At 32.2% G+C, this 24,039-nt stretch carries 24 protein-coding genes and 1 pseudogene; 3 read left to right on the plus strand and 22 right to left on the minus strand.

Annotation, left to right across the window (positions count from 1 at the left end):
* Nucleotides 1–124 precede the first annotated feature (124 nt).
* The 7 genes from rpsU to malQ all read right to left on the minus strand — a co-directional run bounded on the left by rpsU (nt 125) and on the right by malQ (nt 8,509).
* Complete coding sequence (gene rpsU / locus BLV79_RS01955) at nt 125–301, minus strand: 30S ribosomal protein S21 (protein ID WP_022749434.1); 177 nt, start codon at nt 299–301, stop codon at nt 125–127.
* Between the two features lie 141 nt (nt 302–442).
* Entirely contained in the window at nt 443–3,103 is a 2,661-nt protein-coding gene (alaS, locus tag BLV79_RS01960) for an alanine--tRNA ligase (RefSeq protein ID WP_074715721.1), read from the minus strand.
* Nucleotides 3,104–3,150: 47 nt separating this feature from the next.
* A complete protein-coding gene (locus BLV79_RS12675) occupies nt 3,151–3,294 on the minus strand; it encodes a hypothetical protein (RefSeq protein WP_159429311.1) in 144 nt (47 codons plus the stop codon).
* Nucleotides 3,295–3,474: 180 nt separating this feature from the next.
* On the minus strand, nt 3,475–4,779 hold the full coding sequence (locus BLV79_RS01965) for an amidohydrolase (RefSeq protein WP_074715723.1): 1,305 nt from the start codon (nt 4,777–4,779) through the stop codon (nt 3,475–3,477).
* 138 nt (nt 4,780–4,917) lie between these two features.
* Nucleotides 4,918–5,763: a purine-nucleoside phosphorylase gene (locus tag BLV79_RS01970; RefSeq protein ID WP_074715725.1), complete on the minus strand. Its 846-nt coding sequence runs from the start codon at nt 5,761–5,763 to the stop codon at nt 4,918–4,920.
* A 320-nt stretch (nt 5,764–6,083) separates the two neighbouring features.
* A complete protein-coding gene (locus BLV79_RS01975; protein WP_083354396.1) occupies nt 6,084–6,758 on the minus strand; it encodes a YczE/YyaS/YitT family protein in 675 nt (224 codons plus the stop codon).
* A 215-nt stretch (nt 6,759–6,973) separates the two neighbouring features.
* Nucleotides 6,974–8,509 carry a 4-alpha-glucanotransferase gene (malQ, locus tag BLV79_RS01980; protein ID WP_278320452.1) on the minus strand — a complete coding sequence of 512 codons (1,536 nt, stop codon included), beginning with the start codon at nt 8,507–8,509 and terminating at the stop codon, nt 6,974–6,976.
* Between the two features lie 231 nt (nt 8,510–8,740).
* Here malQ and BLV79_RS01985 point away from each other — a divergent pair, with 231 nt between their 5' ends.
* Nucleotides 8,741–9,997, plus strand: coding sequence for a chloride channel protein (locus BLV79_RS01985; protein WP_074715729.1), 1,257 nt, complete (start codon nt 8,741–8,743; stop codon nt 9,995–9,997).
* A gap of 214 nt (nt 9,998–10,211) precedes the next feature.
* On the opposite strand, the gene BLV79_RS01990 is transcribed toward BLV79_RS01985, so the two are convergent.
* From BLV79_RS01990 to BLV79_RS02000, 3 genes are all read right to left on the minus strand, one after another.
* Nucleotides 10,212–10,466, minus strand: a complete 255-nt coding sequence (locus BLV79_RS01990; protein WP_074715731.1) for a hypothetical protein — start codon at nt 10,464–10,466, stop codon at nt 10,212–10,214.
* A gap of 79 nt (nt 10,467–10,545) precedes the next feature.
* On the minus strand, nt 10,546–11,361 hold the full coding sequence (locus BLV79_RS01995) for a hypothetical protein (protein WP_074715733.1): 816 nt from the start codon (nt 11,359–11,361) through the stop codon (nt 10,546–10,548).
* Nucleotides 11,362–11,418: 57 nt separating this feature from the next.
* Nucleotides 11,419–11,643, minus strand: coding sequence for a deaminase domain-containing protein (locus BLV79_RS02000; protein WP_083354397.1), 225 nt, complete (start codon nt 11,641–11,643; stop codon nt 11,419–11,421).
* Between the two features lie 610 nt (nt 11,644–12,253).
* Here BLV79_RS02000 and BLV79_RS02010 point away from each other — a divergent pair.
* Complete coding sequence (locus BLV79_RS02010; RefSeq protein ID WP_242871412.1) at nt 12,254–12,763, plus strand: S24 family peptidase; 510 nt, start codon at nt 12,254–12,256, stop codon at nt 12,761–12,763.
* Here the strand turns inward: BLV79_RS02010 and BLV79_RS12395 are convergent.
* The 12 genes and pseudogenes from BLV79_RS12395 to BLV79_RS02075 all read right to left on the minus strand — a co-directional run bounded on the left by BLV79_RS12395 (nt 12,698) and on the right by BLV79_RS02075 (nt 23,532).
* Nucleotides 12,698–14,006: pseudogene (locus BLV79_RS12395) on the minus strand (IS3 family transposase). The gene BLV79_RS02010 and the pseudogene BLV79_RS12395 sit on opposite strands and share 66 nt — an antisense overlap.
* A 105-nt stretch (nt 14,007–14,111) precedes the next feature.
* Entirely contained in the window at nt 14,112–15,059 is a 948-nt protein-coding gene (locus BLV79_RS02025) for a lysozyme inhibitor LprI family protein (protein WP_074715740.1), read from the minus strand.
* 20 nt (nt 15,060–15,079) lie between these two features.
* Nucleotides 15,080–15,457 (minus strand): hypothetical protein, encoded by a 378-nt coding sequence (locus tag BLV79_RS02030; protein WP_074715742.1) that lies wholly within the window; start codon nt 15,455–15,457, stop codon nt 15,080–15,082.
* A 57-nt stretch (nt 15,458–15,514) separates the two neighbouring features.
* Complete coding sequence (abc-f, locus tag BLV79_RS02035) at nt 15,515–17,071, minus strand: ribosomal protection-like ABC-F family protein (RefSeq protein ID WP_074715745.1); 1,557 nt, start codon at nt 17,069–17,071, stop codon at nt 15,515–15,517.
* Nucleotides 17,072–17,357: 286 nt separating this feature from the next.
* On the minus strand, nt 17,358–17,570 hold the full coding sequence (locus BLV79_RS02040; protein WP_074715748.1) for a hypothetical protein: 213 nt from the start codon (nt 17,568–17,570) through the stop codon (nt 17,358–17,360).
* Between the two features lie 150 nt (nt 17,571–17,720).
* Entirely contained in the window at nt 17,721–17,924 is a 204-nt protein-coding gene (locus BLV79_RS02045; RefSeq protein ID WP_074715749.1) for a hypothetical protein, read from the minus strand.
* Nucleotides 17,925–18,023: 99 nt separating this feature from the next.
* On the minus strand, nt 18,024–18,485 hold the full coding sequence (locus tag BLV79_RS02050) for a hypothetical protein (RefSeq protein WP_074715750.1): 462 nt from the start codon (nt 18,483–18,485) through the stop codon (nt 18,024–18,026).
* A gap of 182 nt (nt 18,486–18,667) precedes the next feature.
* A complete protein-coding gene (locus BLV79_RS02055; RefSeq protein WP_074715752.1) occupies nt 18,668–19,276 on the minus strand; it encodes a hypothetical protein in 609 nt (202 codons plus the stop codon).
* Nucleotides 19,267–20,202 carry an RHS repeat domain-containing protein gene (locus tag BLV79_RS02060; protein WP_083354398.1) on the minus strand — a complete coding sequence of 312 codons (936 nt, stop codon included), beginning with the start codon at nt 20,200–20,202 and terminating at the stop codon, nt 19,267–19,269. The genes BLV79_RS02055 and BLV79_RS02060 overlap by 10 nt, the downstream gene beginning before the upstream one ends.
* A 37-nt stretch (nt 20,203–20,239) precedes the next feature.
* Complete coding sequence (locus tag BLV79_RS02065; protein ID WP_074715756.1) at nt 20,240–20,434, minus strand: hypothetical protein; 195 nt, start codon at nt 20,432–20,434, stop codon at nt 20,240–20,242.
* Nucleotides 20,427–20,843: a hypothetical protein gene (locus BLV79_RS02070; RefSeq protein WP_029067537.1), complete on the minus strand. Its 417-nt coding sequence runs from the start codon at nt 20,841–20,843 to the stop codon at nt 20,427–20,429. The genes BLV79_RS02065 and BLV79_RS02070 overlap by 8 nt, the downstream gene beginning before the upstream one ends.
* Before the next feature lie 16 nt (nt 20,844–20,859).
* A complete protein-coding gene (locus BLV79_RS02075; protein ID WP_074715758.1) occupies nt 20,860–23,532 on the minus strand; it encodes an RHS repeat protein in 2,673 nt (890 codons plus the stop codon).
* A 246-nt stretch (nt 23,533–23,778) separates the two neighbouring features.
* On the opposite strand from BLV79_RS02075, the gene BLV79_RS02080 reads away from it, so the two are divergent.
* Nucleotides 23,779–24,039: transposase (locus BLV79_RS02080; protein WP_143470199.1), on the plus strand; the 261-nt coding region annotated here is incomplete at its 3' end.

A 24,039-nucleotide genomic window follows, 5' to 3' on the forward strand; every position in this document is an offset into this window, starting at 1 on the left:
TTACTTCTTTTATATGTAAAATGCAAGAGTTTTAAATCATATTATAGTTTAAAACACCCTGTCATAATAGTATCAATACACAAAAGACTGCCGCACGTGCTATGCGACAGCCTTGAACTTAATACTAATTGTATTTTCTTTTTCTTGCAGCTTCAGATTTTTTCTTGCGTTTTACGGATGGTTTTTCGTAATGTTCTCTTTTACGAATTTCCTGTTGGATACCTGCTTTTGCGCAGCTTCTCTTAAATCTACGTAAAGCGCTATCTAAAGTCTCGTTTTCTTTAACTGTTATACTAGACATTATCTCACACCTAACCTCCCTCCAGTTGCATATTGTGCATCAACTGTAAGGTAATCTTCATTGCACTATAAATTAGTTTATCAAAAAATCAAATTTTGTCAACACTTTTTGGTGATTTTTATAAAATTTTAATAAATCTTATTATTTGATCATTGATTCTAATGCCATTCTAGCCTCAGCAATTGCCTCAGGAATTCCTTCTGGTTTCTTACCTCCAGCTTGTGCCATATTAGGGCGACCACCACCGCCACCATTTACCTTAGAAGCGATAGCCTTAATTAAGTTTCCTGCATGTGCTCCAGCCTTCATTGCTTGTTCTGTAGCCATAGCAATAAGATTTACTTTGCCTTCATTGTTAGAAGCAAGAACAACTACACCTTCACCTAATTTTTCTTTTAATTGGTCACCTAAATTTCTCAATTCATTCATATCAACATTGTCAACTGAAGTAGCAAGTAACTTAACACCTTTAACTTCAATAACTGAATCCATTACATCTCCGAGTGACTCTCTTGCAGCTTTGCTCTTTAATGACTCAATTTCACTTGATAAAGCCTTATTTTCATCTAATAACGATTTTACTTTATCTAGTACATTAGCCTGAGTAGCTTTTAATGCTTTAGCCACCTCTTCTAAGCGTTTTTCTACATTACTGTAGTAACTGAATACATTATCTCCAGCAATAGCTTCTATACGTCTTGTATTAGCTGCAACGCCACTTTCAGATATAACTTTGAATGCCACAATGTCTTTTGTATTCGAAACATGTGTACCTCCACATAGTTCTTTAGAAAAGTCTCCCATAGAAACTACACGTACGCTATCACCATATTTCTCACCAAATAAAGCCATTGCACCTGATTTTTTTGCTTCATCTAATGTCATAACATTTGTTACAACTTCTAAACCTTCATTAATCTTTTGATTTACTAATTCTTCAACTTTTTTAACTTCTTCATCTGTCATTGCTTCAAAATGAGTAAAATCAAATCTAATTCTTTCGCCATCTTGATAAGAACCTGCTTGTTCAACATGGTTACCTAATACTTCTCTTAAAGCACTTTGTAATAAATGTGTTGCAGAGTGATTTCTACAAACACTATTTCTATTAGCAGCATCCACTTTAAGTTCCACTGTATCAGACACTTTAAACATGCCTTCAGTCAATTTACCAACATGACCGATTTTTCCGCCTAATAATTTAACTGTGTCTTTTACTTCGAATTTACCTTCACTTGATAAAATCACACCACAATCACCTTGTTGTCCACCCATTGTTGCATAGAATGGTGTCTGATCTACAACGATTACGCCCTCATCGCCTTCTGCTAATGCATCAACGATATCTTCGTTTGTCGCTAATACACTAATTTTAGAACTGGCAACTAATTTATCATAACCGACAAATTCTGATGTAATACTTGGATCGACTTTCTGGAATACAGATGCTTCTCTACCTGTATAGTTAGTTGTCTTTCTTGCATCATGTGCTGTCTTTCTTTGAATTTCCATACATTCATCAAATTCAACCTGATCGAATGTGAATCCTTTTTCTTCAAGAATTTCTGCTGTTAAATCAGCTGGAAATCCATATGTATCATATAACTTAAATGCATCTTTTCCTGATAATACTTTACTACCAGCTTCTATCATCTTTTGCTGCATATCATTTAAGATAGAAAGACCCTGATCAATTGTGGCGTCAAATCTTTCTTCCTCTTTAGAAAGAACATTAAAAATGAACTCTTTCTTGTCTTCTAATTCTGGATAGCCATCTTTACTATCTCTAATTACAACTTCTGCAACTTTTGGTAAAAATGTTCCTTTAATACCAAGCATCTTACCGTGTCTTGCAGCTCGTCTAATTAAACGACGTAAAACATATCCTCTACCTTCATTAGTTGGCATGATACCATCTGAAATCATAAATGTTGATGAACGAATATGATCTGTGATTACACGAATAGAAACATCATCAAGTGCATCTACATTGTATTTTTTGCCAGATAATTCACAAACTTTATCACGAATAGCTTTCATTGTATCAACATCAAATACTGTATCTACCTCTTGCATTACTGTAGCTAAACGCTCTAATCCCATACCTGTATCAATATTCTTTTGTTTTAATTCAGAATATCCGCCTTTACCATCACCTTCAAACTGAGTAAATACGTTATTCCAAATTTCAATAAAACGATCACATTCACATCCTACCTTGCAATCAGGACTTCCACATCCATATTTTTCTCCACGATCGTAATAGATTTCTGAGCATGGACCACATGGACCTGCACCATGCTCCCAGAAATTATCGCATTCTCCTGTTTCTGGATCACGGTAGAAACGTGTAATCTTCTCAGCAGGAACTCCAACTTCTTTTGTCCAGATTTCAAAAGCTTCTTCATCTTCACCATAAATTGATGGATATAGACGTTCTGGATCCAACTCTAAAACCTTTGTTAAAAATTCCCAAGACCAATTTATAGCCTCATGTTTAAAATAATCTCCAAATGAGAAATTACCTAGCATTTCAAAAAATGTAAGATGACGTGCGGTTTTACCTACATTTTCGATATCACCTGTGCGTACACATTTCTGACAAGTTGTTACTCTTCTACGTGGTGGAATCTCTTCACCTGTAAAGTATGGTTTAAGTGGTGCCATACCTGCATTAATTAGTAATAAACTGTTATCATTATGTGGTACTAATGAAAAACTCTTCATCTTAAGATGTTCTTTACTTTCAAAAAAATCAAGATACATTCGACGTAGGTCATTTACGCCATATTTCTTTTCCATGAAAACTTTCCTCCAAAACTCTATGCAGCAACTATGCTGTTTTTATTTTAGTCTAATGTTTGTTTATTAGAATCTTTTTTATTGCGCATTTTGCGACATTTAACTCCAATTGTACCGCCTACAAAAGCGATAACAACAATACCTAGCATTTTAACTAAGTAATTAAATAAAGCATTAAAAACTGTAATCATAATAGGTTTCCTCCTTATTTTTGCTCAATTAAAAATGTTCAAAACCCATAACTTAATTCATTATATATGAATTTTTATAAGATTTCAATGTATCTTTTGAGTTTTGGGCTATAATTATATACTACAATAATTTAATCGACATTATCAACACTACAATTTAGCTATTTTGTTTTAGATACTCTACTCCATTGAACGAATAATACTATTCGCTTTTTCATAAACTTCTGTCGGATCTATTCCAATATTAAAGTTACCATCAGCATATAAAATTTCTCCATTTATAACTGTCATTTTTACGTTTATTTTACTTCCGCTATACACAATATTTTTAATAATATTATTAATTGGTTGCATATTTGGTTGATTTAAATCTATAATTACAATATCAGCCTTTTTCCCTACTGCAATAGCATTACATTCACTTAGCCCCATAGCATCTGCACCATCTGTGATAGCCATTTTCAAAACATCTTCTGCCTTTATACTGTTTGCAGTTTTATCTTTTACATTTGCCAAACCCGAAACTAGAAACATCTCTCTAAACATATCAAGGCAATTATTGCTTGAAGGACCATCGGTTCCAATTCCGACCTTTATCCCATTTTTTCTAAATGTGCTAACAGGGGCTATTCCATCGTTTAACTTTAGATTTGATGCTGGACAAGTTATCATAGATAGATTTCTTTCTTTAAAAATGTCATAATCACTTTCATCCATCCAAATGCAGTGATACCCTCCTCCACCATATTCAAGCAGACCTAATGAATCCATAAACTTTGTAGGAGACATTCCCCAGCGTTCTTTACATTCTTTTACTTCTAGTAAAGTTTCCGAATTATGTGTCCAAACCGGTAGCTTGTATTTATTGGAAAAAGCAGATAACTCCTCTAATAATTCTTTACTACAGGTATATTCCGCATGAAAACCTGGAACAAATTTTATTCTATCTGACATATCATTGATTTTAAAATATTGTTCTTCAACTTCTTTTACAGATGAAGTAAAATTATTAAGTCCTGATGTAATCATGGTTCTAAAGCCTGTTTTTTCAGCAGCTTTAGCTGTTGCATATGGATATAGATACATATCAAATGATGTTGTAATACCACTTGTTAAGTATTCCATTATCCCTAGAATATTTAACCAATATACATCTTCTTCCTTCAATAATGCCTCTTTAGGAAAAATATGGTTTTGTAACCATTCCTGAAGTGGAACATCATCTGCATACGATCTTAAAAAAGTCATAGCTGTATGAGTATGTGCATTTTTAAATCCCGGAATCAAAACGTTTCCTTTTACATCAATTTCTCTATTCCAAATAATTATATCATTTTGTGCAAAAACTTTATCTGAGTCTTTCCCATCTCCAACATATACGATAGTATCTCCTTTCACCCAGACCTCGCCTTTAATTACTTCAATATTATCTTTATCTTTTTGACTCGGAGCCACTATTCTGGCGTTATAAAAACGAATATTCATTCTATCCTCTTTCCTTATATTATAAAGTTCCTGCAAGTATAACACTGCAAGAACTTCATCTATAAATTTTTATATTATTAATTGTTTTTTATTACTTTTTACTAGTTGCTTATTTTTTATTCTAAACTAACAAAATAATTATAATTCTTCTTTAAATATTCTTCCAATTTCTATTATAGTATCTGTAACAAGTTTTTGGAACTTTGGCTCAGCTTCCTTTGCACTATCTTGTATCTCAGAATGTGTAAGTGGAATAGGAGAAATCCCTGATGCTAAATTCGAAATCAAAGATATCCCCACTATCTTCATACCCATATGATTAGCTGCAATTGCTTCACAAGCTGTGCTCATACCGACTGCTCCAGCTCCAAGCAGGCGACTCATAGCAACCTCACTTGGGCTTTCATATTGTGGACCTGTAAATTGCAAATAAACGCCTTCTTTAATTTGTATGTCATTTAAAGCTGCAACTTTTTTAACGATCTGTTGCAAATCTTCATCATAAATATGCGACATATCCGGGAATCTTGTTCCGAGTTCTTCTATATTTTCTCCAATCAATGGTGAAGGCACAAATGAAGCTATTTGATCCTTTATTAGCATCAAATCTCCTGGTTTCATTCCTTGTAAAACTCCGCCAGCTGCATTTGTTAAAAACAAAACTTTAGCTCCCATTAATTTCATTAGTCTAGTAGGTAAAACAACATCTGACATTTCATATCCTTCATAATAATGCACTCTTCCCTGCATGCATACAACTCTAACATCCCCTATATAACCAAAAATAAACTGTCCTTTATGTCCCTGTACTGTTGAAACAGGAAAGCCTTCTATTTCATGGTAATCTAAGGTATGAACAATTTTTATTTTTTCTCCATAGTTTCCTAAACCTGATCCTAAAATCAAAGCTACTTGAGGTTCAAAATCCACTTTACTTTTTATACTTTCATAACACTTCATTAATTTTTCGTATACTGGACTCATATTTTATCCTCCTATCGTCTTATCTATTATAGTCTTATTTTTTATAGTTATTCTTCCTCTCAATTTAGAATAATTGCCTTTTTTTTATTATTTCATTAATTCTTTCATTAATTTTTTCATTAATTAGTCAAATATTAATAAATATATGTATTATTCTATAGAAAAATTTTACATATATTTAAAGTATATCATAATATCATCTTATTATCAAAAAACCACCAAGTATTTATGTGATATAAACATGCCTATCAGGCAAAAAAGTATATCAAGCATACTCAGTGGTTTATTTCGATTTTTTTATTTCAAAACTTATATCTATATTAACATTCTTGTAATTCTTTATCTTCTACCATTCTTGCAATTGGTTTCTTAACCGCTGAAGCAGCTGGTCCAATAGTAAATGCCATAATCAATGTTACGACTCCTACTGTCTGTCCAAGTGAGAAACCGATAATTGTTGCTGTTAAGTCAATAATAATTCTAACTATTTTGAACGGTACTTTACTTTGTTTATTTGCAATAATAATTGGAATAGCATCATATGGAGCTGTACCTAAATCAACTGCCATGTACACAGCTACTACAAAAATAAAAATTACAATTGAAACTAACATAATTGCAAGTCTCACGCCAAAAGATACATTATCTATATTGAATGATGGGAAATAATGTTTCATAATAAATGCCATAAAATCATTAGCATAACCTACTACAAACATATTTAAAACTGTACCAAAACCAATTCCTGATTTATCAATAAAAAATATTATAATAAATAAAAATAAATTAAATAACGCTTGCCAATTTCCTAAAGTCATGTGCACTTTACCTATAATACCAAAATTCATTGTAGAACATGGATCATTACCAAAATTAACTAAATTAAGCCAATATACACAAAACCCAATAATAGTAACTGACACAAAACACATAATTAATCTTTTTAACATATGCGGTTTATTATATAAACCATCAAAAAACTCTTTCATATTCATTATAAAATATTCCTCCATAATTTAATTTCAAGTTTCGTCAAAAAACGTCATTTTCCGTCAAAGCGAATGCAGTAGTTATTATACCAAATATTCTTTTTTTTGCAAAGAGTTTTTTCGTGTTTTAGACCATTTTTTTGGCAAAAAACGCAAAAATTAGTACAGTTTACATATAAAAAAGGTATATCAACATCAAAATGCCGATATACCCTTATGTTTTAGTCTTCTTTTTTCTCTTTTATCTCTGTTTTGACGAATGACTCATTAAGACGTCCAAACATTTTAGTATAAGTAAACAATTTCTTTCTTGCCGAAATCGAGAAATCTTCCGGAATTGCGCGCCATTTCCAGTTTTCTCCTAAAGTTGACGGAGTATTTATACGTGCTTCTGCTCCTAGTCCGATAATATCTTGCATAGTTAATATGCATGTATCAGCTACAGATGACATTGCACCTCGTATCACACCCCAATTATATCCTTCTTTTTTGGTCAAATTCAAATATTTTGTTACAAAATCAAGTGTTTCTTTAGGCGCTTCTTCCAACCAGCCCATAATTGTATCATTATCATGAGTTCCAGTATATACTACACACTCTCTAGGATAAAAATGTGGTAAATATTCATTACCATTCATATCATCAAAGGCAAACTGTAACACTTTCATACCTGGAAAACCTGATTCTTTTAATAAATCTTTTACAGATTGTGTTAGATATCCTAAATCTTCAACAATAATTGGCAATTCGCCTAATTCTTCCTTTAACTTATTAAACAAATCCATTCCTGGTCCTTTTTTCCATTTACCATTTTTTGCCGTATCGTCTTCTGCAGGAATCGCATAATATGAATCAAAGCCTCTAAAATGATCGATTCTTATTATATTATACATATCAGCCATGGCTTTAATTCTTCTAACCCACCATGAATAATTATTCTCTTTCATAACATCCCATCTAAACAACGGATTTCCCCAAAGCTGACCATCCTCTGAAAATGCATCCGGCGGACAACCAGCAACTTCTATCATCTCTAAGTTTTCATCAAGATAAAATTCACTTGGATTAGACCATACATCAGCACTATCTGCTGATACATATATTGGAATATCTCCAATTATTTTGATATTATTTTTATTTGCATATTTTTTTAAATCTTTCCACTGTTTTTTGAATAAAAATTGAATCATTTTATAGAATTCAATATCAGCTGAAAACTTTGTTTTTGCTTCATCTAAAGCATCTTTATCTCTAAATTTATAGGCCTTTTCCCATTCAAACCACGCTTGACCTTCATGGGCATCTTTTAAAGCCATAAACAACGCATAATCATCAAGCCAACTTTTTTCTTTTTCACAAAAATTAATAAAATTTTGGGGTTTATTCTTACAAAATCTTGAGTATGCATTTCGTAAAATTGAATAGCGATTATCATATATTACACCATAATCAACGTATCTATCATTATCTCCCCATTCCAAATTATTAAGTTCCTTCTCTATGATTAATCCATCCTTTAACAAATAATCTAAATCAATAAAATATGGATTACCCGCAAAACTTGAAAATGATTGATATGGTGAATCTCCATAACTTGTTGGACAAACCGGTAAAATCTGCCAGTATGTCTGTCCTGCTTTCTTTAAAAACTTTATAAATTTTTTTGCTTCATCTCCCATTGTTCCAATTCCGTATGGCGAAGGTAACGATGAAATTGGCATTAATATTCCACTTGTCCTCATATTCCTTACATTTATCCTCTTTTCGTCTTTTTTCGTATATGTTAATTATATTTGATTTTTCACATTTAATCAACTGTTATATGTAACAATTTTTTTACAAAATATTCAACAATATGATAATATATATGGTATACGATAAAAATGATGGTTTTTTTGTTTTTATAACTATAAAAAAGAACTATTATTGGCTGTAAAACTCAACTAGACCTCTAATCGTAAATTATTATTCTTTATAAGGAGTGTATTATGTATCATATTGTTATTCCACCTCTAAATGATCATATGAAAGCATTCACTTCATCTTTGAAGTGGATTTTTTTAGCAATTATTGTTGGAGCCATTTCCGGCTCTTTTGGAACTTTTTTTTATTTTTCTTTAAATTATGTAACTACATTACGAATTAATAACCCTTGGCTGATTTACTTTTTACCAATAGCCGGTTTATGTATTGTATTTTTATATCGAATCTCAAAAGATGAAAAAGATACTGGAACTAATCTAGTTCTATCTGCAATTCACTCTGATGAATATATCCCTTTTAGAATGGCTCCATTAATATTTATTTCTACTACTCTAACTCACCTTTTTGGAGGTTCTGCAGGTCGTGAAGGAGCAGCTCTACAAATGGGGGGAAGCCTTGGCAATTACCTTGGTCGACTTTTTAAATTGGACGACAAAGATAAAAAAATCATGATTATGAGCGGTATGAGCGGTGCATTTTGTGCACTATTTGGTACTCCAATGGCTGCTGCTATTTTTTCGATTGAAGTAGTAAGCGTAGGTGTTATGTACTATGCAGCATTAGTTCCTTGCGTTATCAGCTCTTTAACTGCTCATGCAATTGCATTATACTTTGGTGCCAAATCACCTCTTTATAAAATAGCACTTCCGGTATATAACATACCAAATGTTCTTTCGACTAGTTGCATTGCAATATTAACTGCTCTTGTCAGTATTTTGTTTTGTATAATGTTGCATTATAGTGGTCACATTTTCAAAAAACAATTTGCTAATCCTTATTATAAAATATTGGTAGGTGGTTTATCTGTTCTTATCCTAACAAAACTACTAGGAACCTATGACTATAACGGTGCTGGTATTGATGTTATTCACAATGCACTCGAAGGAAATGTACATTTTTATACTTTCTTATTAAAAATAGTGTTTACTTGTTTAACATTATCTTGCGGATACAAAGGCGGAGAAATTGTTCCTTCTTTCTTTATAGGAGCAACTTTTGGAAGTGCATTCGGATCGCTTTTAGGATTAGATCCTTCTTTTGCTTCCGCAATAGGAATGGTTTCATGTTTTTGTGGTGTAACTAACTGCCCAATTTCCTCATTACTGATTAGTTTTGAATTATTTGGTTATAATGGTATGCCATTTTTCCTTATTACAGCAGCATTTAGTTATTTGTTCTCAGGCTACTTTGGTTTATACACTAGCCAAAAAATTATTTATTCAAAATACAAAACAAACTATATAAATAAGACAACAATATAACAAATAGTTTAATAAGAAAAACACGATAAAGATTACTATTTAAGCACTATAAACAAACTATATAACCATTGCATGAACACCATCTTAAACAAAAATGTAAAAAAATTGGGTGACAAATTTTAATTTGCCACCCTTCATTATTATACATTTTGTTATTACTATACATCTGAGAATAATACATTGTTGCCCTTGAACCTCCTGCCATCATTCTAATCTAAAAGAATTCTGCATCATTTCTAAGCTTTGATGCCATAATCTCAACTAATACTACCAAAGCATCAACATTATCTTCTTCTATGACTCCGCCCATATCAACGTAACACTTACTAGCCGCTTGTCCGTACGAAAAATCGTATGCATATAGATTATCATAAATGTTTTCTACAACATCATTTTTTAATGCAAAGAATCTACTTTGCTTCTTTTCAGTTTTTGTTCCTGTAAATAAATCAAATAATTTGTTTTTCATTAGTCTTTATCGCTTTCTAATTAACTCTAAAGTATCTTCGGGAATACTTTACTTTTTATTCTGGTAATTCATATTTTATTTAATCACCCTCATTTTTAGAAAGACTTCTAATGTCAAGCATTGAATCTTCTAAAAACTCTAATCTGTCTCCATCTAAAATGTTTTTTACATCCAGTGAATCATATATCTTTACTGCTTTTCTCTGAAAATGTACCATTTTTTTTGTTAAAATTATTGATTTACCATTTCTCCATACTAAAATATCTGTTAATGCAGCTACTGTAATAACTGTTTTTATCGAATCTTCCTCAAAATATTTCTTAAACTTTTCGAAACATCTATCAAATGCTTCTTGTCTAGTTAACTTATCTTTAAAAATTCCTCTATAATAATAGGCATAAATTAAATAAGTTAACTCAAAAGAATTATCTTCTGTAATATTTTCTAATCTATGGTTTGGATCTTCTCCTAGTAAAACTTTTTCTACATAGAATTTAGGGATTTCTTCAAAAAAATCACTTGCTCTACGTGGAAATCCTTCTTTTATCACGTCCTTACTTTTTTCATAAAAATACTCTATTATTTTCATATCTTCCTTTAAATATTCATACTCTGATGATATTAAAAGATTTTTCACATTTAAAGTATTATACAATTTTAGAAGTTTCTCTATATCTTTTACATCATCTGCATGCACTTCAGCATCATTTGCTATTGTAACCGCAAAAATTTCAGATACTATCATTATTGATAAAATTGTATCACTATTTATGTAACCGCAAAGTGATACCCAACATTCTGTAAGTGATTCCACAAATGTATCGTCTGAATTTAGAACATCTCTATACATATCATCTATAACAAAATATTTAAATTCAAAAGGCTTTTCTTCCATCTATTTTCCTCCTGCCGATTTATATATTACTTCAACTTTTATTTTCGGATACCGTGCCTAAAATTGTTTTATAACATGCTGACAACTTGGACAACTCTTCAAATCTGAATACATCTTTATGTGTCCCGATACCTCTGGATTGTCTCCGATTCTCGTTGCTATTTCATTTAATATTTTATATTCTGTATCATTATATCTATAATAAGCCCCTCCTCCATCAACAACGTTTTCATTATTTACCTTCAATACTTCAAATACTCCTTCTTTGCTAGGCTCAACTATTTTTCCTAGTTATTATTCCATCACTCTTACAGTTTACAAGATTTCTCATTGCAACAAACTAATTTTGTATCACTTTTTGAATTTCGTCAAGACAAGTAAGAAAAACCACAAAGACATTTCAATTTCATACGCATATAAAAGTATATCTTTTAACTGTATGAAAAATAATCTTTGTGGCTACATTTATTTCTTTGCTATATTCTATTGTTACTTATAATTATTATGACAACATAATATCAAAAACCATATGCTTCTCTTATCTCTTTAAGCTTCTGCTCTACGATTTCCTTATGTTCTGGATAACGACGTTCTACGTAAAACTCGCATGCTAGAACAAGATATTTGTAGAGATGTATGTATCAAAATATAGTTTCCAGCAGATTCCATAAATACTATATTTTTTAATTCTAAAAAATACTCTACATTATCCTGAAATGCTGAGATGCGAAGACTCCCTGATGACTTATTAACTAGACTACTTTGTAACTCTAGTATTTCATCACACAATTCCTTACAATGTATTGTTATATAGTTTTGCTCTAAAGTATCATCAACATCAATATTAATTTTCACATTCTCTTCCCTCAATGATGAAGGGAAAGAAAAAACTTTGGATTATATTGGATTGTTGCATGACAGTGGCAAATATGAGAAACAGACTGCAAAAATTATTCCATTTTGCAGATATATTGATGTGTATGATAATGTAGTATCTGCCGGAACCGAAAACTTCCTTGTTGACGGACCGAAAGAAACGATTCAGCTTACGAAGGATATCATACCTGAATCAGCAAGCTTCGGTGTAAAAATCTGTGGTGACAGTATGGAACCGGAATTTGAAGATGGACAGATTGCCTGGGTTTTGAAACAGGATATTCTTGAAAACGGAGAAATCGGTATCTTCTATCTTAACGGAGATGCCTATATTAAAAAATTGCAGGAGGATAAGGATGGCGTATTTCTTATTTCCCTCAACGAGAAATACCCTCCTATTCCTGTTAACGAAATTTTTTCGGGTAGTTGTCACCCTACCCTTTTTTCCTTTCGTTTATTCTCAGGAGGCTTTCGCCTCCTTTTTATCTTCTATTACCTGTCTTGGATTCAACCACTCAATCTCTGAATATTCCCAATTTCTGATATCTCCACTCCAGCTTTCTGGATGTGCTTGCTTTGCCGCTTCATAGACTTCAGTTCTTTTTCTAAGGATCTCTTTATCTAATCCTTCATGACGCTCTGATGGTGTCACAAATTGAATACCACTATGACGGTGTTCAGTGTTGTACCACTTCACAAAGCTCTTTACCCAAAGACGAGCTTCTATGATGTCATTGAATCCCTGTGGCTGATAATTAGGCATATATTTCAATGTTTTAAATAGGCTTTCTGCATAAGGGTTATCATTGCTTGCTCTAGGTCTACTTCTTAAAGGTGTAACACCAAGCGCATAAAGCGTTTCCAGCATTGTTGCCCCTTTCATTGGACTACCATTATCTGAATGGAGTACTAATGGCTGTTTATTCAAGAAAACCTTTTCATTCCTGTATATGCGCGAAATTAATTTCCCAGCCAAATCTGCTGATTCACAATCGTAAACTTCCCAACCAACAATCTTTCTACTAAATAAATCTGAAAACAAATATAAATAATAATACTTTCCTTTAATTGGTCCATTTAGATATGTAATATCCCACATCCAAACCTGATTCGGTCCAGTTGCTTTATGTGTTGATACTACACGTTTTGTCTTAGTATGATCACGCCCTCTATGCAACAGCTCATTTGCTTCTTTTAACACCTTATAAAAGCTACTTTCGCTAGCGATATATATCCCTCTATCCGCTAGTATTGGAACAACCTCACATGGTGTTTTAGAAGCGAATTCTTCTGAATTCATCGTGTCCAATATCAACTGTCTTTCATCCGGTTTCAGCTAGAGCTTTTTCTTTTCTAGCAAGTTCTTTTTCTAAACGCTCATTTTTCTTACGTTCTTCTCGAAGTTCCTTGCTTGATTTTGAATTAGCTTCTTTTGTAGAATCATTTGCATTTATACAGGCATCTCGCCATTCTTTGACTTGTTCTGGATAGATACCTTTTTCTCTGCAATACTCAGAGAATTCTATTTCTGATAAATTTGCTGTCTCTAAAACAAATGTAAACTTATCCTGGCTACTCCATTTATCAGCATTCTTATATTTTGTTGTAGCTGATAATCCTCGCTTGTTCTTGGCTTCATCTCGCCATTTGTACAAGGTGTTAATTCCTACACCTGTCTCTTTTTGGATGTCCACAACGACTACATCTTCTTCCAGAAGTCTAGCCACTATAGCTTCCTTCATCTCTTTTGGATACCTGTTATAGCTCATACTCATCACCTGTCCCTTTTATAACTACCATACCAAAATGGGAGGTGGGTGACAACTACCCTACGTCAGAGGGCATATAAATTCTTCATTCACTACGTGATTATATTATCCTCTTTTCCCACCTATGCCATTACCTGCTTCATATAATTTATCTTTATCTTTAGAATGACTCAAATAAGCATGGCTATGATCATCATATATAGATAACCAATAGTATGTGTATGTTCCGTCTTTATCTTTCTTTTTGAAAATGATATTTTCTTCTGAAAAACCATAATAATCCAAATCAGAAACGATATCTCCCTCTGAATTCCATACAACCCAACTGCTTCCTTTAGGTGCATACTCAGATTTTTCACTTGCTCTTGCAATACCAATATATTTTGCGCTATTGCTATCGTCTACCCATTTACCTTTAAATAATTCAAAAACCTGATCTAATGTAGGATTACCTTTATTTAGTTCATTTTGAACTTCAGGGGAAACCACAAAAGACTCACCATTTAAATCTGCAAGTTTCTTCGCAAGCTCATAAATTCTTTTTCTTGTGATCATTTCCGCTCTTGGATAAGTTATAAGTGGCTGCATAGAACCTCCCTCAAACGTAATTCCAGCCGCAAATGTATCTCTATCTTTTTGAGCTATCCATTTTCTTTGTTCATCTAAAAGTTTTTTCTTAGTACTTGCGCTTAATTTCGGATAAAGTCTCTTCCATATACTATTGATTTCATCTTCCCAAAGATAATATCTTTTACGTGCAACATCATTCATTTCACCTTGTTTCATATAACTAGTATCTACATTATCGTATTCTTTACTCTTTGTTTCTAGTTTTTCAAGTTCCGCCTGAAGACTACTTTCTTTTTTTACGGTACTCTTTTTGATGCTAGCTTCTTTTGAAGTACTTTTTTCACCAGTACAAGCTTCTGTAGTTTTTTCACTTTTAGCTGTATTTTTTGAAGTTATACTTTTAACTTCCTTTGAATTTTGACTACCACAAGCACTAAGTGAAATACACAACGCTAGGCACGCTAATAAATATTTCTTCTTCATAAATGCTCCTCCAGTTTTTACTATGAAATAATCAAATCAACATATACCTGTTCTCCATGTTTAACTTCTTGATTATATACATTTTTTCCGATAATTTCACGTAAATTTTTAATATCTTCTAATTCAGTAGATGCGAATTCTAAATAACATACAACTGATTCTTCAACGTTAAGCTCATCGTAATAATCAGATATAAAACAATTATATTCTTCTAAAATATCTTCTAATGGAAATTGTGATATTTCACTTGCGTTCAATCCTTCTTCATGTTTAGGTTCTTGAATGAAACTCAAAGAAGTCACATAATGTGAACCATTACGATATATACCCTCTTCAACCTTTGAATACTCACTATTATTTACATACTTTGTAGAATCATAGCTTTTTATTTCCCTCATACGCATTTCCTCTCTTATTATTATTTTTCTTAACGCTAAATTTAACACCTACTTAGATTATATCACTTTTGTTGTCCATTTAGAACAGTCCCAAATATCTGTTGCAACATCATTATAAAACTCAGGTTCATGACAAACCATGATAATACTACCTTTATATTCATTTAAGGCTCTTTTTAACTCTTCTTTAGCATCTACATCCAAATGATTAGTTGGCTCATCTAAAACCAAAAGATTAGATGGTCTGTTTAAAATTTTACATAAACGAACTTTAGCTTGTTCTCCACCTGATAACACTCTTATTTGGCTATCTATGTGCTTTGCTGTAAGACCACATTTTGCAAGGGCTGCACGAACCTCTGCCTGATTCATTGATGGAAATTCATCCCAAACTTCATCTATACAAGTTGAAGAATTATTATTTCCTGCCTCTTGTTCAAAATATCCAATATCTAAGTTTTCACCAAGTTCAACCTTACCTGAAATAGGTTTAATTATGCTAAGCAAACTCTTTAAAAGAGTAGATTTACCGATACCATTTGCACCCGTTAATACAATTCTACATCCACGCTCTATTTCAAAATTTAAAGGTGATGATAATGGCGTATCATATCCAATCACAAGATCTTTGGCTGTTATCATAAATTTGCCTGGTGCTTTCGAATATAGAAAATTAAATTCTGGCTTTGGTTTTTCCACAACTTTTTCTATTCTATTCATCTTGTCTAGTTTTTTCTGTCTCGACATTGCCATATTTCTTGTTGAAATTCTAGCTTTATTTCTGGCTACAAAATCTTCTAATTCAGCAATTTCCTTTTGCTGACATTTATATGCTGCTTCTTGCTGTTCCTGCTGCATTGCAAAAACTTCTTCAAAATGCGCATAACTTCCAGGATATCTATTTAATTTTCTATCATACATATGATAAATAATATTAATTACACTATCCATAAATGGTACATCATGTGAAATTAAAATAAATGCATTTTCATATTCTTCTAAATACCTTTTAAGCCAAACAATATGTTCTTCATCTAAATAGTTAGTTGGCTCATCAAGCAATAATATTTCTGGTTTTTCTAGAAGAAGTTTAGCCAACAATACTTTTGTACGTTGACCACCAGATAATTCAGAAACATCATGATCTAATCCTAAATCCATAAGACCTAATGCTCTAGCGACTTCCGAAACTTTAGAATCTATCATATAAAAATCATGTGCTTCTAAAAGTTCTTGGATTTCTCCAGTTTCTTCCATGTAAGCTGCCATTTCTTCATCAGTTGCTTCTGCCATCAAACCGTAGAGTTCATTAGCACGCGCTTCTAGTTGAAATAAAGAATCAAATGCTGATTTTAATACATCTTCTATCGTCATTCCTGGATTCAAAACAGCATGTTGATCTAAATATCCAACACGAACATTTTTATTCCATTCGATTTTGCCCTCATCAGGTTGCATTTTGCCTGTTATGATACTCATGAATGTTGATTTACCCTCACCATTTGCACCAACAAGACCAATATGTTCACCTTTTAAAAGGCGAAAACTAACATCATCAAAAATCTGACGATCTCCAAAACCGTGTGTTAAGTGTTCTACATTTAATACGCTCATTTATAAATATCCTCGTATTATATAGTAGTAGTTTTTAGAGACCCTCTCCAAGGTCTTTATAACTATTCAGTCATAGTCTTTTCTTTACCTTTTCTATAGGTTCGACTATGATATTTAAGATGCTGTGGATTGGTTATTATTTCCTTTCTTTAAATTTTAACCATTAACTAGGATTAATTTTTACTATCTTAGTGTTATACTTTACATATAGGCAAAAAGTGTTTAAAACTATAACAACTGATAATGGCTCTGAATTTGCAGATTTAGCAAATTTAGAATTACAAAATTATTGATTATATGATGGCAATACATATATGAAATGAGTTGCTAAACTAGCTATAAAAATCAAACCTACAACTACTATATAAATAGATTGCACTTTTTTTGTGAACCATTCAAATTTAGGCAATACAGTAAATCCTAAAGCTGCTAATCCTCCAGGTACCAATATTAATGCCAACGATACTAATAATTTAATTTCTGTTGAAAAATTATTCATATTTTCTTCCTACTAAAATCTATTTATAGCAAAGGCATTTGTTTTTTCCTCGACTGTCACAAATCTTTTAATAGTGTAAACTTCTCCCCTTATCTTTTAGGATGAAATCCTTAATTTTAGTTTCAACATATGAATTTAGATTGCTTTAAATTATCTTCTCAATTTTGAAAAAAAACAAAAATAGAAAATTACAATCATTACTACTTGTGCAATGCAAATAAATAACATGTATAATCTTTTCAGCTTTTTAGATACCTTTTCATTCTTTTCAATAGCTACTAATCCCTTTATCAAAATTCTTCCTATCAAAAACCACACTAACCATGCAATAATAACTTCAACAGCTGGTGTCATTCTTCTTCCTCCTAACTATATACAATATTAAAACTCTTTAATTTAAACAGAGTAATATTTTTAATTTAAACAGAGTAATTTTTTTAATTTTTCTTAAAATTAAAATTTTTTAATACTCATGTTATCTAACGAAAAAGCATAATTTATTCCTTCTATACTCACAATTATTGCCTCATTTTTTCCAAGCAAATCTATATACTCTTGATCTGATGTAAACTCAATTGGTATCTTTTCTCCATCTTGAGCTAACATAGTATTTTCTTCAAGATCGAACGTCTTAAAATATAGTTTTTTGTACTTCAACTGAACGCAATTTTCTTTTATATTTTTTATCAGTTTTCTAAAAAAAATTATGTCCTTTAATGGATAATATACTATACTAGCAATTATCATAAGCACCGAAATAATCAAGTACATCCAAAACCTTATTTCAAAACTCCACCTATAGATATATATAATACACATACTAATTGGTATTAATATCCATTTCAACATTGTTTTCATTATTGATTTTCTATCCGCAATCGCAAACTCTAATCTTTTTACAAAGTTATCACTCATTTTAATATAAACCTCCATGCTATAAATTAAAACAGAACTGGGCCACCCAATAATTATGCTAAAAGTATTGGAGCATATAAAATTCTCCGTATTCTTGAGCAAAATTATGGTATTGCCATCAGCGTCGGCAGAGTGTACCGACTCATGACTGCAATGAATTTACCTAAAATATTCTACTATCTTTACGGCATTTCAAGCGCCAAAAAATAAAATATAGTAATAATTAATACATATACTACAATATATGCCCCTATTAAAACATTGTTCAAATTATATTCTTTTTCTATGGCGTTAAAATTTTGGCAAGCATATGATTCAAATTTTTCTTTTAAAAGTGATAAACTTCTTTTCTTTTCATCAGATTTAAACATCATATCATTATACTTAACTATATTATCATCTTTCAACTTAAACACATTGAACTTTGCTTCTTCACAATTATAACTTTGTCTTCTTAAACTAGTTTTACGCATAACATTATAATCAACAACTTCATTGAATTTTATATTTCCACTTGTTATTTTGATATTTGATTTACGCGTAACGTAAACTGTATAAAAACATAATGTTTCATCTTGATTAATAACACTATATGATGTCTTATGCTTTAATTTCATAAACCTTTTAATAACATATATATCTCTAATTACGCAAAAACATGCAAAAATCATCCCTATTTCAAACTTGAATATTATGCATATAACAAATATAGTGCCTAAATTCATAGATTCATTAGTTGCTATGTCTAATCCGAACTTATTTAATGTCTTTTTTCTAGCTACTAATTGCATTCTACTGTTCCTACCTTTTCCTTAGATTTCTCATCAAAAAAATAGTTCGACAATATCGAAGACATCGTTCCACATGTATAACTATATATATCTTTATATGCCTCACAAATACATTCTGCTGTCTTTCCTATTCCGCATTCTTTAGCTCTATCAAATACGGGATTTACAAATTTTTCTAATCCTGCCTGTGCACCTCCTGCACATAAACTGTCCATAAGCATTTCTCGCTCTGTCCTTCCACCTGAAACATGCTCTGTTATCTCTGTTCCAACAAAGCCGCCAACAAATTGACCTCCTGCTCCACCTATAAAAGCAGCTATCGTTCCATTTACTGCTCCACCAAGGAATCCATCCGAAAATCTTCCGCCAGTCGTCATATTGGATACTCCACCTATTACTGCGGCTGTTGTTCCACTTATTGCTACTGCAGCCGCTGAAACTCCTATTACAGGTGCAAATGCGGCTCCTGCAGCTATAATAGCTGCTCCACCAACTATATTTACAGCATCTCTATGTTTCTCATAAAACTTTCCAACCGCCTTTGCAGCCTTTTTTGTCTTATCCTTAACCCACTTAATTGGATTTGGCCACATACCATTCAAGTCATTCATCAGCATTCCATTGTTGTAACAATAACCGTATCTATTTAGGGTAAATGGCATTTCTATAAAACCGCGGACTTTATCTGTTCCTGAAAATCTTCCTTCTTCTGGGCGATATTCCCTGGCCTCTGCGAAATAGTCATCTGCTATGTTATCTCGCTGATATCCTACGAAGCCAAATGGATTAACTAAATCTGCTATTTTTCCAAGTGCATTCTTAAGAGTATTTACTCCATTTAGGATGTCTTGACCAAATTCATCATATCCATATGTTGCTTCAAGTACACCTGCACCATTTGACATACGCATTGTGCTTCCTAGCATATTTCTTTAATCTCATTTATATATATTTCTACATGGTTTATTTATGAATTATATAAACTATAACTACTAGTGCAATCACAAAATCAATCAGTGGACCAAAAATTTGTAGATAATTTTTGGCTATTTTTTTATGTTTTTTAATTAAAATTCTATATGGAACAAAAATTAAAACATTACTTAAAAACATCAAAGCTACTATAACTATTGCCATATCCTGCGAATTTTTAATCATTTAATAATGCCTCCATTTTATATATTTCCTGTGTTTCCGGTACTATATAAACCATCACGTATTCCCCACGTCTATAGTTTTTTTTTCTATCCTCAATTTTATAATAAGCGTTATCAGCCATTATAAAAACTATCCATTCTCCTGAATCATTTCTTTTATTTGATTCAATTATTCCACATTCGACATTGAAATCCTCATTATATATTTCCACTGAAGCTTTTATTGCTGGAATTAAGAATATAATTATTCCTAATGTCGCACCTAATATATTTCCTAAATAAATTACATGTTCAACTATATGCAATTTTTCTTTATTTAAAAAAGCCCTTATTTCAAAGCCCAGCCCTATGGATAGGAAATAAAATCCTCCTACTCCTAAAAAATAATAAAGTGCAACTTTTGATGTCATTTTTTTCTCCTCATCGTTATTTTTTTTCTACTTCTCTCTTATTGGCTAATTCATTATTTTTTTTGTCTAATGAATTAATAATAATATTACCAAGTACTGTACTTCCGCCTATGTCGCACGCATACTTATGTAACCCTATCCATATACGTCCAAATGTATCTAAATCAGTAATACCATCATATATTCCTGAATGTACGCCTGAGAAAAAGCCCTGAGCACTTCCTGATATTAATCCATTTTTAATTGCATCTAAACAATTTTTTCCTGATGTTACCGATGAATAAAAACTACTAGTTAAACCTGCCAAAAAATTTATAACACTACTCTTTAGAATAAACTTGCCCAAACCTTTTTCAATCTCATATCCTGGATTAGGATTACACGCACCTCCAACTGACGTAATTACACCATTTATCGCTCCACTTGTTGCGCCATCCCAAAAATTATCAAAACTTTTTTCTCCCGTTATCACATTTGCAAATCCTGAAGCAACAGAAGAAAAACCCACATTTGTTATTATACTCTTTCTTAATGCAGATTCTGTAACTTTTTCTACCCCCATTTTTGCAGCAGTAGATTCTACAATTGGACTTGATGCTATCGCAGGAGCTGCAACTATTGCAGTTGCAACTATTCCTCCTGCTATTGCTCCTTTCTTTACGTTTTTTGCTGTTATTTTTCCTTTTGTATACATATCACCTGCTGCTGCTAATCCAGCACCTGCACCTACTCCAATTGCAATCTTTGCTGCTGCCGCTACAGCTGGAGCTGCAATTCCTCCTGTTGCAACTATTAATCCTGCAGTAGCTGCCACAGTTGCAACTCCAATACCTATCCCTACTATTTTTTTATGTTTTTCACAAAATTTTCCGACCGCCTTAGCAGCCTTTTTTGTCTTATCCTTAACCCACTTAATTGGATTTGGCCACATACCATTCAAGTCATTCATCAGCATTCCGTTGTTGTAACAATAGCCGTATCTATTTAGGGTAAATGGCATTTCTATAAAGCCTCGGACTTTATCTATTCCTGAAAATCTTCCTTCTTCTGGACGATATTCTCTGGCTTCTGCAAAATAATCATCTGCTATGTTATCTAACTGATATCCTACGAATCCAAATGGGTTTACCAAATCTGCTACTTTTCCTAAAGTATTCTTTAATGTATTGATTCCGTCTAGAATCTCTTGTCCAAATTCATCATAGGCATATGTTGCTTGTAAGACTCCAGCACCATTTGACATACGCATTGTACTTCCTAGATCATCGTTTAGGAATGTATATCTATTTTGAGGTTGGAAGTTATATCCACTATCACTAAATGCAGCTATATCTGCACCAGATTTTTCACTCATGTTCATGGCTATATCTGTGCTAGACTCTACAAGTTCTTCATCTGCCCATGTGAATGTTTGAGTTGATGCATTTATTGGCATGCTTGCTGTTATGTCTGCTGGTGTATTTGCTGGCACACTTGCTGTTATGTCTGCTGATACATTTGTTGGCACACTTCCAATTGTATTTGCAACTATATCTTCACTTGCTTTTAGGTCATAATCATAGCTTGTGCTACTTAGCATATTTCTATATTCTTTTGTTAAATCTATTACATAATCAACCCTTGATGTAGGATTCATTATCTGTGTTTTTGTATTAAGTTGTTGCATTGGATCTAAACCAGCTGCAAGATTTTTGGCAACATCAACTTGTGACATATTACTAACTTTTGCTTGAGTTACTTGTTTACTTAATTGCTGTCTTACCTCGCCACTTAACTGTGGGCTTGATAAATTACCTACCTGTCTTGATACTCTATGTCCTAGTCCATCATAAGAATATCTTGCAATTAAACCTTTTGCATCTGTTGCCTGCTCTAATCTATTTAATGCTCCATAAAGATATGTATTCTTTATTTTGCCATTTTCCGTTACCTGACTTAAGTTTCCTCGTTTATCATAAGCGTAACTTAAAATCTTTTCTATTGAATTATTATTTACAACTTTTACTTTGTCTACAGGATTTATGTTACTTGTAGATTTACTACTTAATCCTACTGAGTTTATATTAGGACCAACTTCTATTGTCTTTTTAATCAACTGATTCATCGCATTATAACTATATGATTCTCGTTGATTTTTTCCGAAGTCTACAAGGCTTGTTCTATTTCCAAATGCATCATATTCATATTTTCTTAATAGGCTACCATCTTTAGTTACGCTTTCAACTCTTCCAATTGCATCATAACCATATGCATAGTTTCCATTATCTTCTGAAACATCTCTACGAATCTTACTGATTCCTGTTCTATTAAACATGTCATCATACTGATATCTATAGTCATCCAAAATTCCTTTAGCATCAGTATTTATTAGTCTACTTAAATAGCCTCTATCATTGTATTCGTATGCCTGGCTTGTTCCATTATTTAATGTTTTACCAATTAATCGGCCCATATGATCATATTTAAAGCTTGCGATTTTCCTTGTTTTTTGAGCTACTTGGTCTAAATCTGTTGAGCCATGAATTCCCTGATTATGAGCTAATTTTCCAGCATGGTTCTTCTCATTAAATCTTTCAATTTCTCTTACTTGTGTAAGATGGAGCTCTTTATCGTAATCATAGAGCAATGTTCTACCATCTGGATATGTCATGCTCTTCTTTTCGCCTGAGATTCCATATGTATATGACACTTCTTTTCCATCTGGATATACTACTTTTGTAGCCTGACCATTGGCATTATTTGTGATTTTTGTAATTCCAAGCCAATCTTCTACCTGGCTTAAATTTCTTAGTGCATCATATGAAAGTTTTACTTCTTTTCCATCTGCATAAGTTATCTTACTTACATTTCCAGATGGTATTGTACAATAAAATTTGACACCCTATCCTCAAGGTTTTTGATATAATGATAATCAATCAGAAAACAGGAGGACAATATGGCAAAAAAACAAAGAACATATGACATGGAGTACAAAGCACAGGCAGTAAAACTCGCACAGGAAATAGGTGGACATAAAGCAGCGAAAGAATTAGGTGTTCCAGACGGTACTATCTATTGTTGGATAAAAGCATTTAAAGAAGGACGTTTACATGTTGCATCAGCAGTTCATACACCTGATGATGCTTTATCACTGAATGAGGAACTAATCGAACTTAGAAAACGTATCAGAGAACAGGAAAAAGAAATCCAACGCTTA

This window comes from Lachnobacterium bovis DSM 14045, from assembly GCF_900107245.1.
Classification (GTDB): Bacteria; Bacillota; Clostridia; order Lachnospirales; family Lachnospiraceae; genus Roseburia; species Roseburia bovis.

Coding starts and splice junctions, on each gene's coding strand:
- rpsU (WP_022749434.1), bottom strand. CDS start 301: ATGTCTAGTATAACAGTTAAAGAAAACGAGACTTTAGATAGCGCTTTA.
- alaS (WP_074715721.1), bottom strand. CDS start 3,103: ATGGAAAAGAAATATGGCGTAAATGACCTACGTCGAATGTATCTTGAT.
- BLV79_RS12675 (WP_159429311.1), bottom strand. CDS start 3,294: ATGATTACAGTTTTTAATGCTTTATTTAATTACTTAGTTAAAATGCTA.
- BLV79_RS01965 (WP_074715723.1), bottom strand. CDS start 4,779: ATGAATATTCGTTTTTATAACGCCAGAATAGTGGCTCCGAGTCAAAAA.
- BLV79_RS01970 (WP_074715725.1), bottom strand. CDS start 5,763: ATGAGTCCAGTATACGAAAAATTAATGAAGTGTTATGAAAGTATAAAA.
- BLV79_RS01975 (WP_083354396.1), bottom strand. CDS start 6,758: ATGAATATGAAAGAGTTTTTTGATGGTTTATATAATAAACCGCATATG.
- BLV79_RS01985 (WP_074715729.1), top strand. CDS start 8,741: ATGTATCATATTGTTATTCCACCTCTAAATGATCATATGAAAGCATTC.
- BLV79_RS01990 (WP_074715731.1), bottom strand. CDS start 10,466: ATGAAAAACAAATTATTTGATTTATTTACAGGAACAAAAACTGAAAAG.
- BLV79_RS01995 (WP_074715733.1), bottom strand. CDS start 11,361: ATGGAAGAAAAGCCTTTTGAATTTAAATATTTTGTTATAGATGATATG.
- BLV79_RS02025 (WP_074715740.1), bottom strand. CDS start 15,059: ATGAAGAAGAAATATTTATTAGCGTGCCTAGCGTTGTGTATTTCACTT.
- BLV79_RS02030 (WP_074715742.1), bottom strand. CDS start 15,457: ATGAGGGAAATAAAAAGCTATGATTCTACAAAGTATGTAAATAATAGT.
- abc-f (WP_074715745.1), bottom strand. CDS start 17,071: ATGAGCGTATTAAATGTAGAACACTTAACACACGGTTTTGGAGATCGT.
- BLV79_RS02040 (WP_074715748.1), bottom strand. CDS start 17,570: ATGAATAATTTTTCAACAGAAATTAAATTATTAGTATCGTTGGCATTA.
- BLV79_RS02045 (WP_074715749.1), bottom strand. CDS start 17,924: ATGACACCAGCTGTTGAAGTTATTATTGCATGGTTAGTGTGGTTTTTG.
- BLV79_RS02050 (WP_074715750.1), bottom strand. CDS start 18,485: ATGAGTGATAACTTTGTAAAAAGATTAGAGTTTGCGATTGCGGATAGA.
- BLV79_RS02055 (WP_074715752.1), bottom strand. CDS start 19,276: ATGCAATTAGTAGCTAGAAAAAAGACATTAAATAAGTTCGGATTAGAC.
- BLV79_RS02060 (WP_083354398.1), bottom strand. CDS start 20,202: ATGCTAGGAAGCACAATGCGTATGTCAAATGGTGCAGGTGTACTTGAA.
- BLV79_RS02065 (WP_074715756.1), bottom strand. CDS start 20,434: ATGATTAAAAATTCGCAGGATATGGCAATAGTTATAGTAGCTTTGATG.
- BLV79_RS02070 (WP_029067537.1), bottom strand. CDS start 20,843: ATGACATCAAAAGTTGCACTTTATTATTTTTTAGGAGTAGGAGGATTT.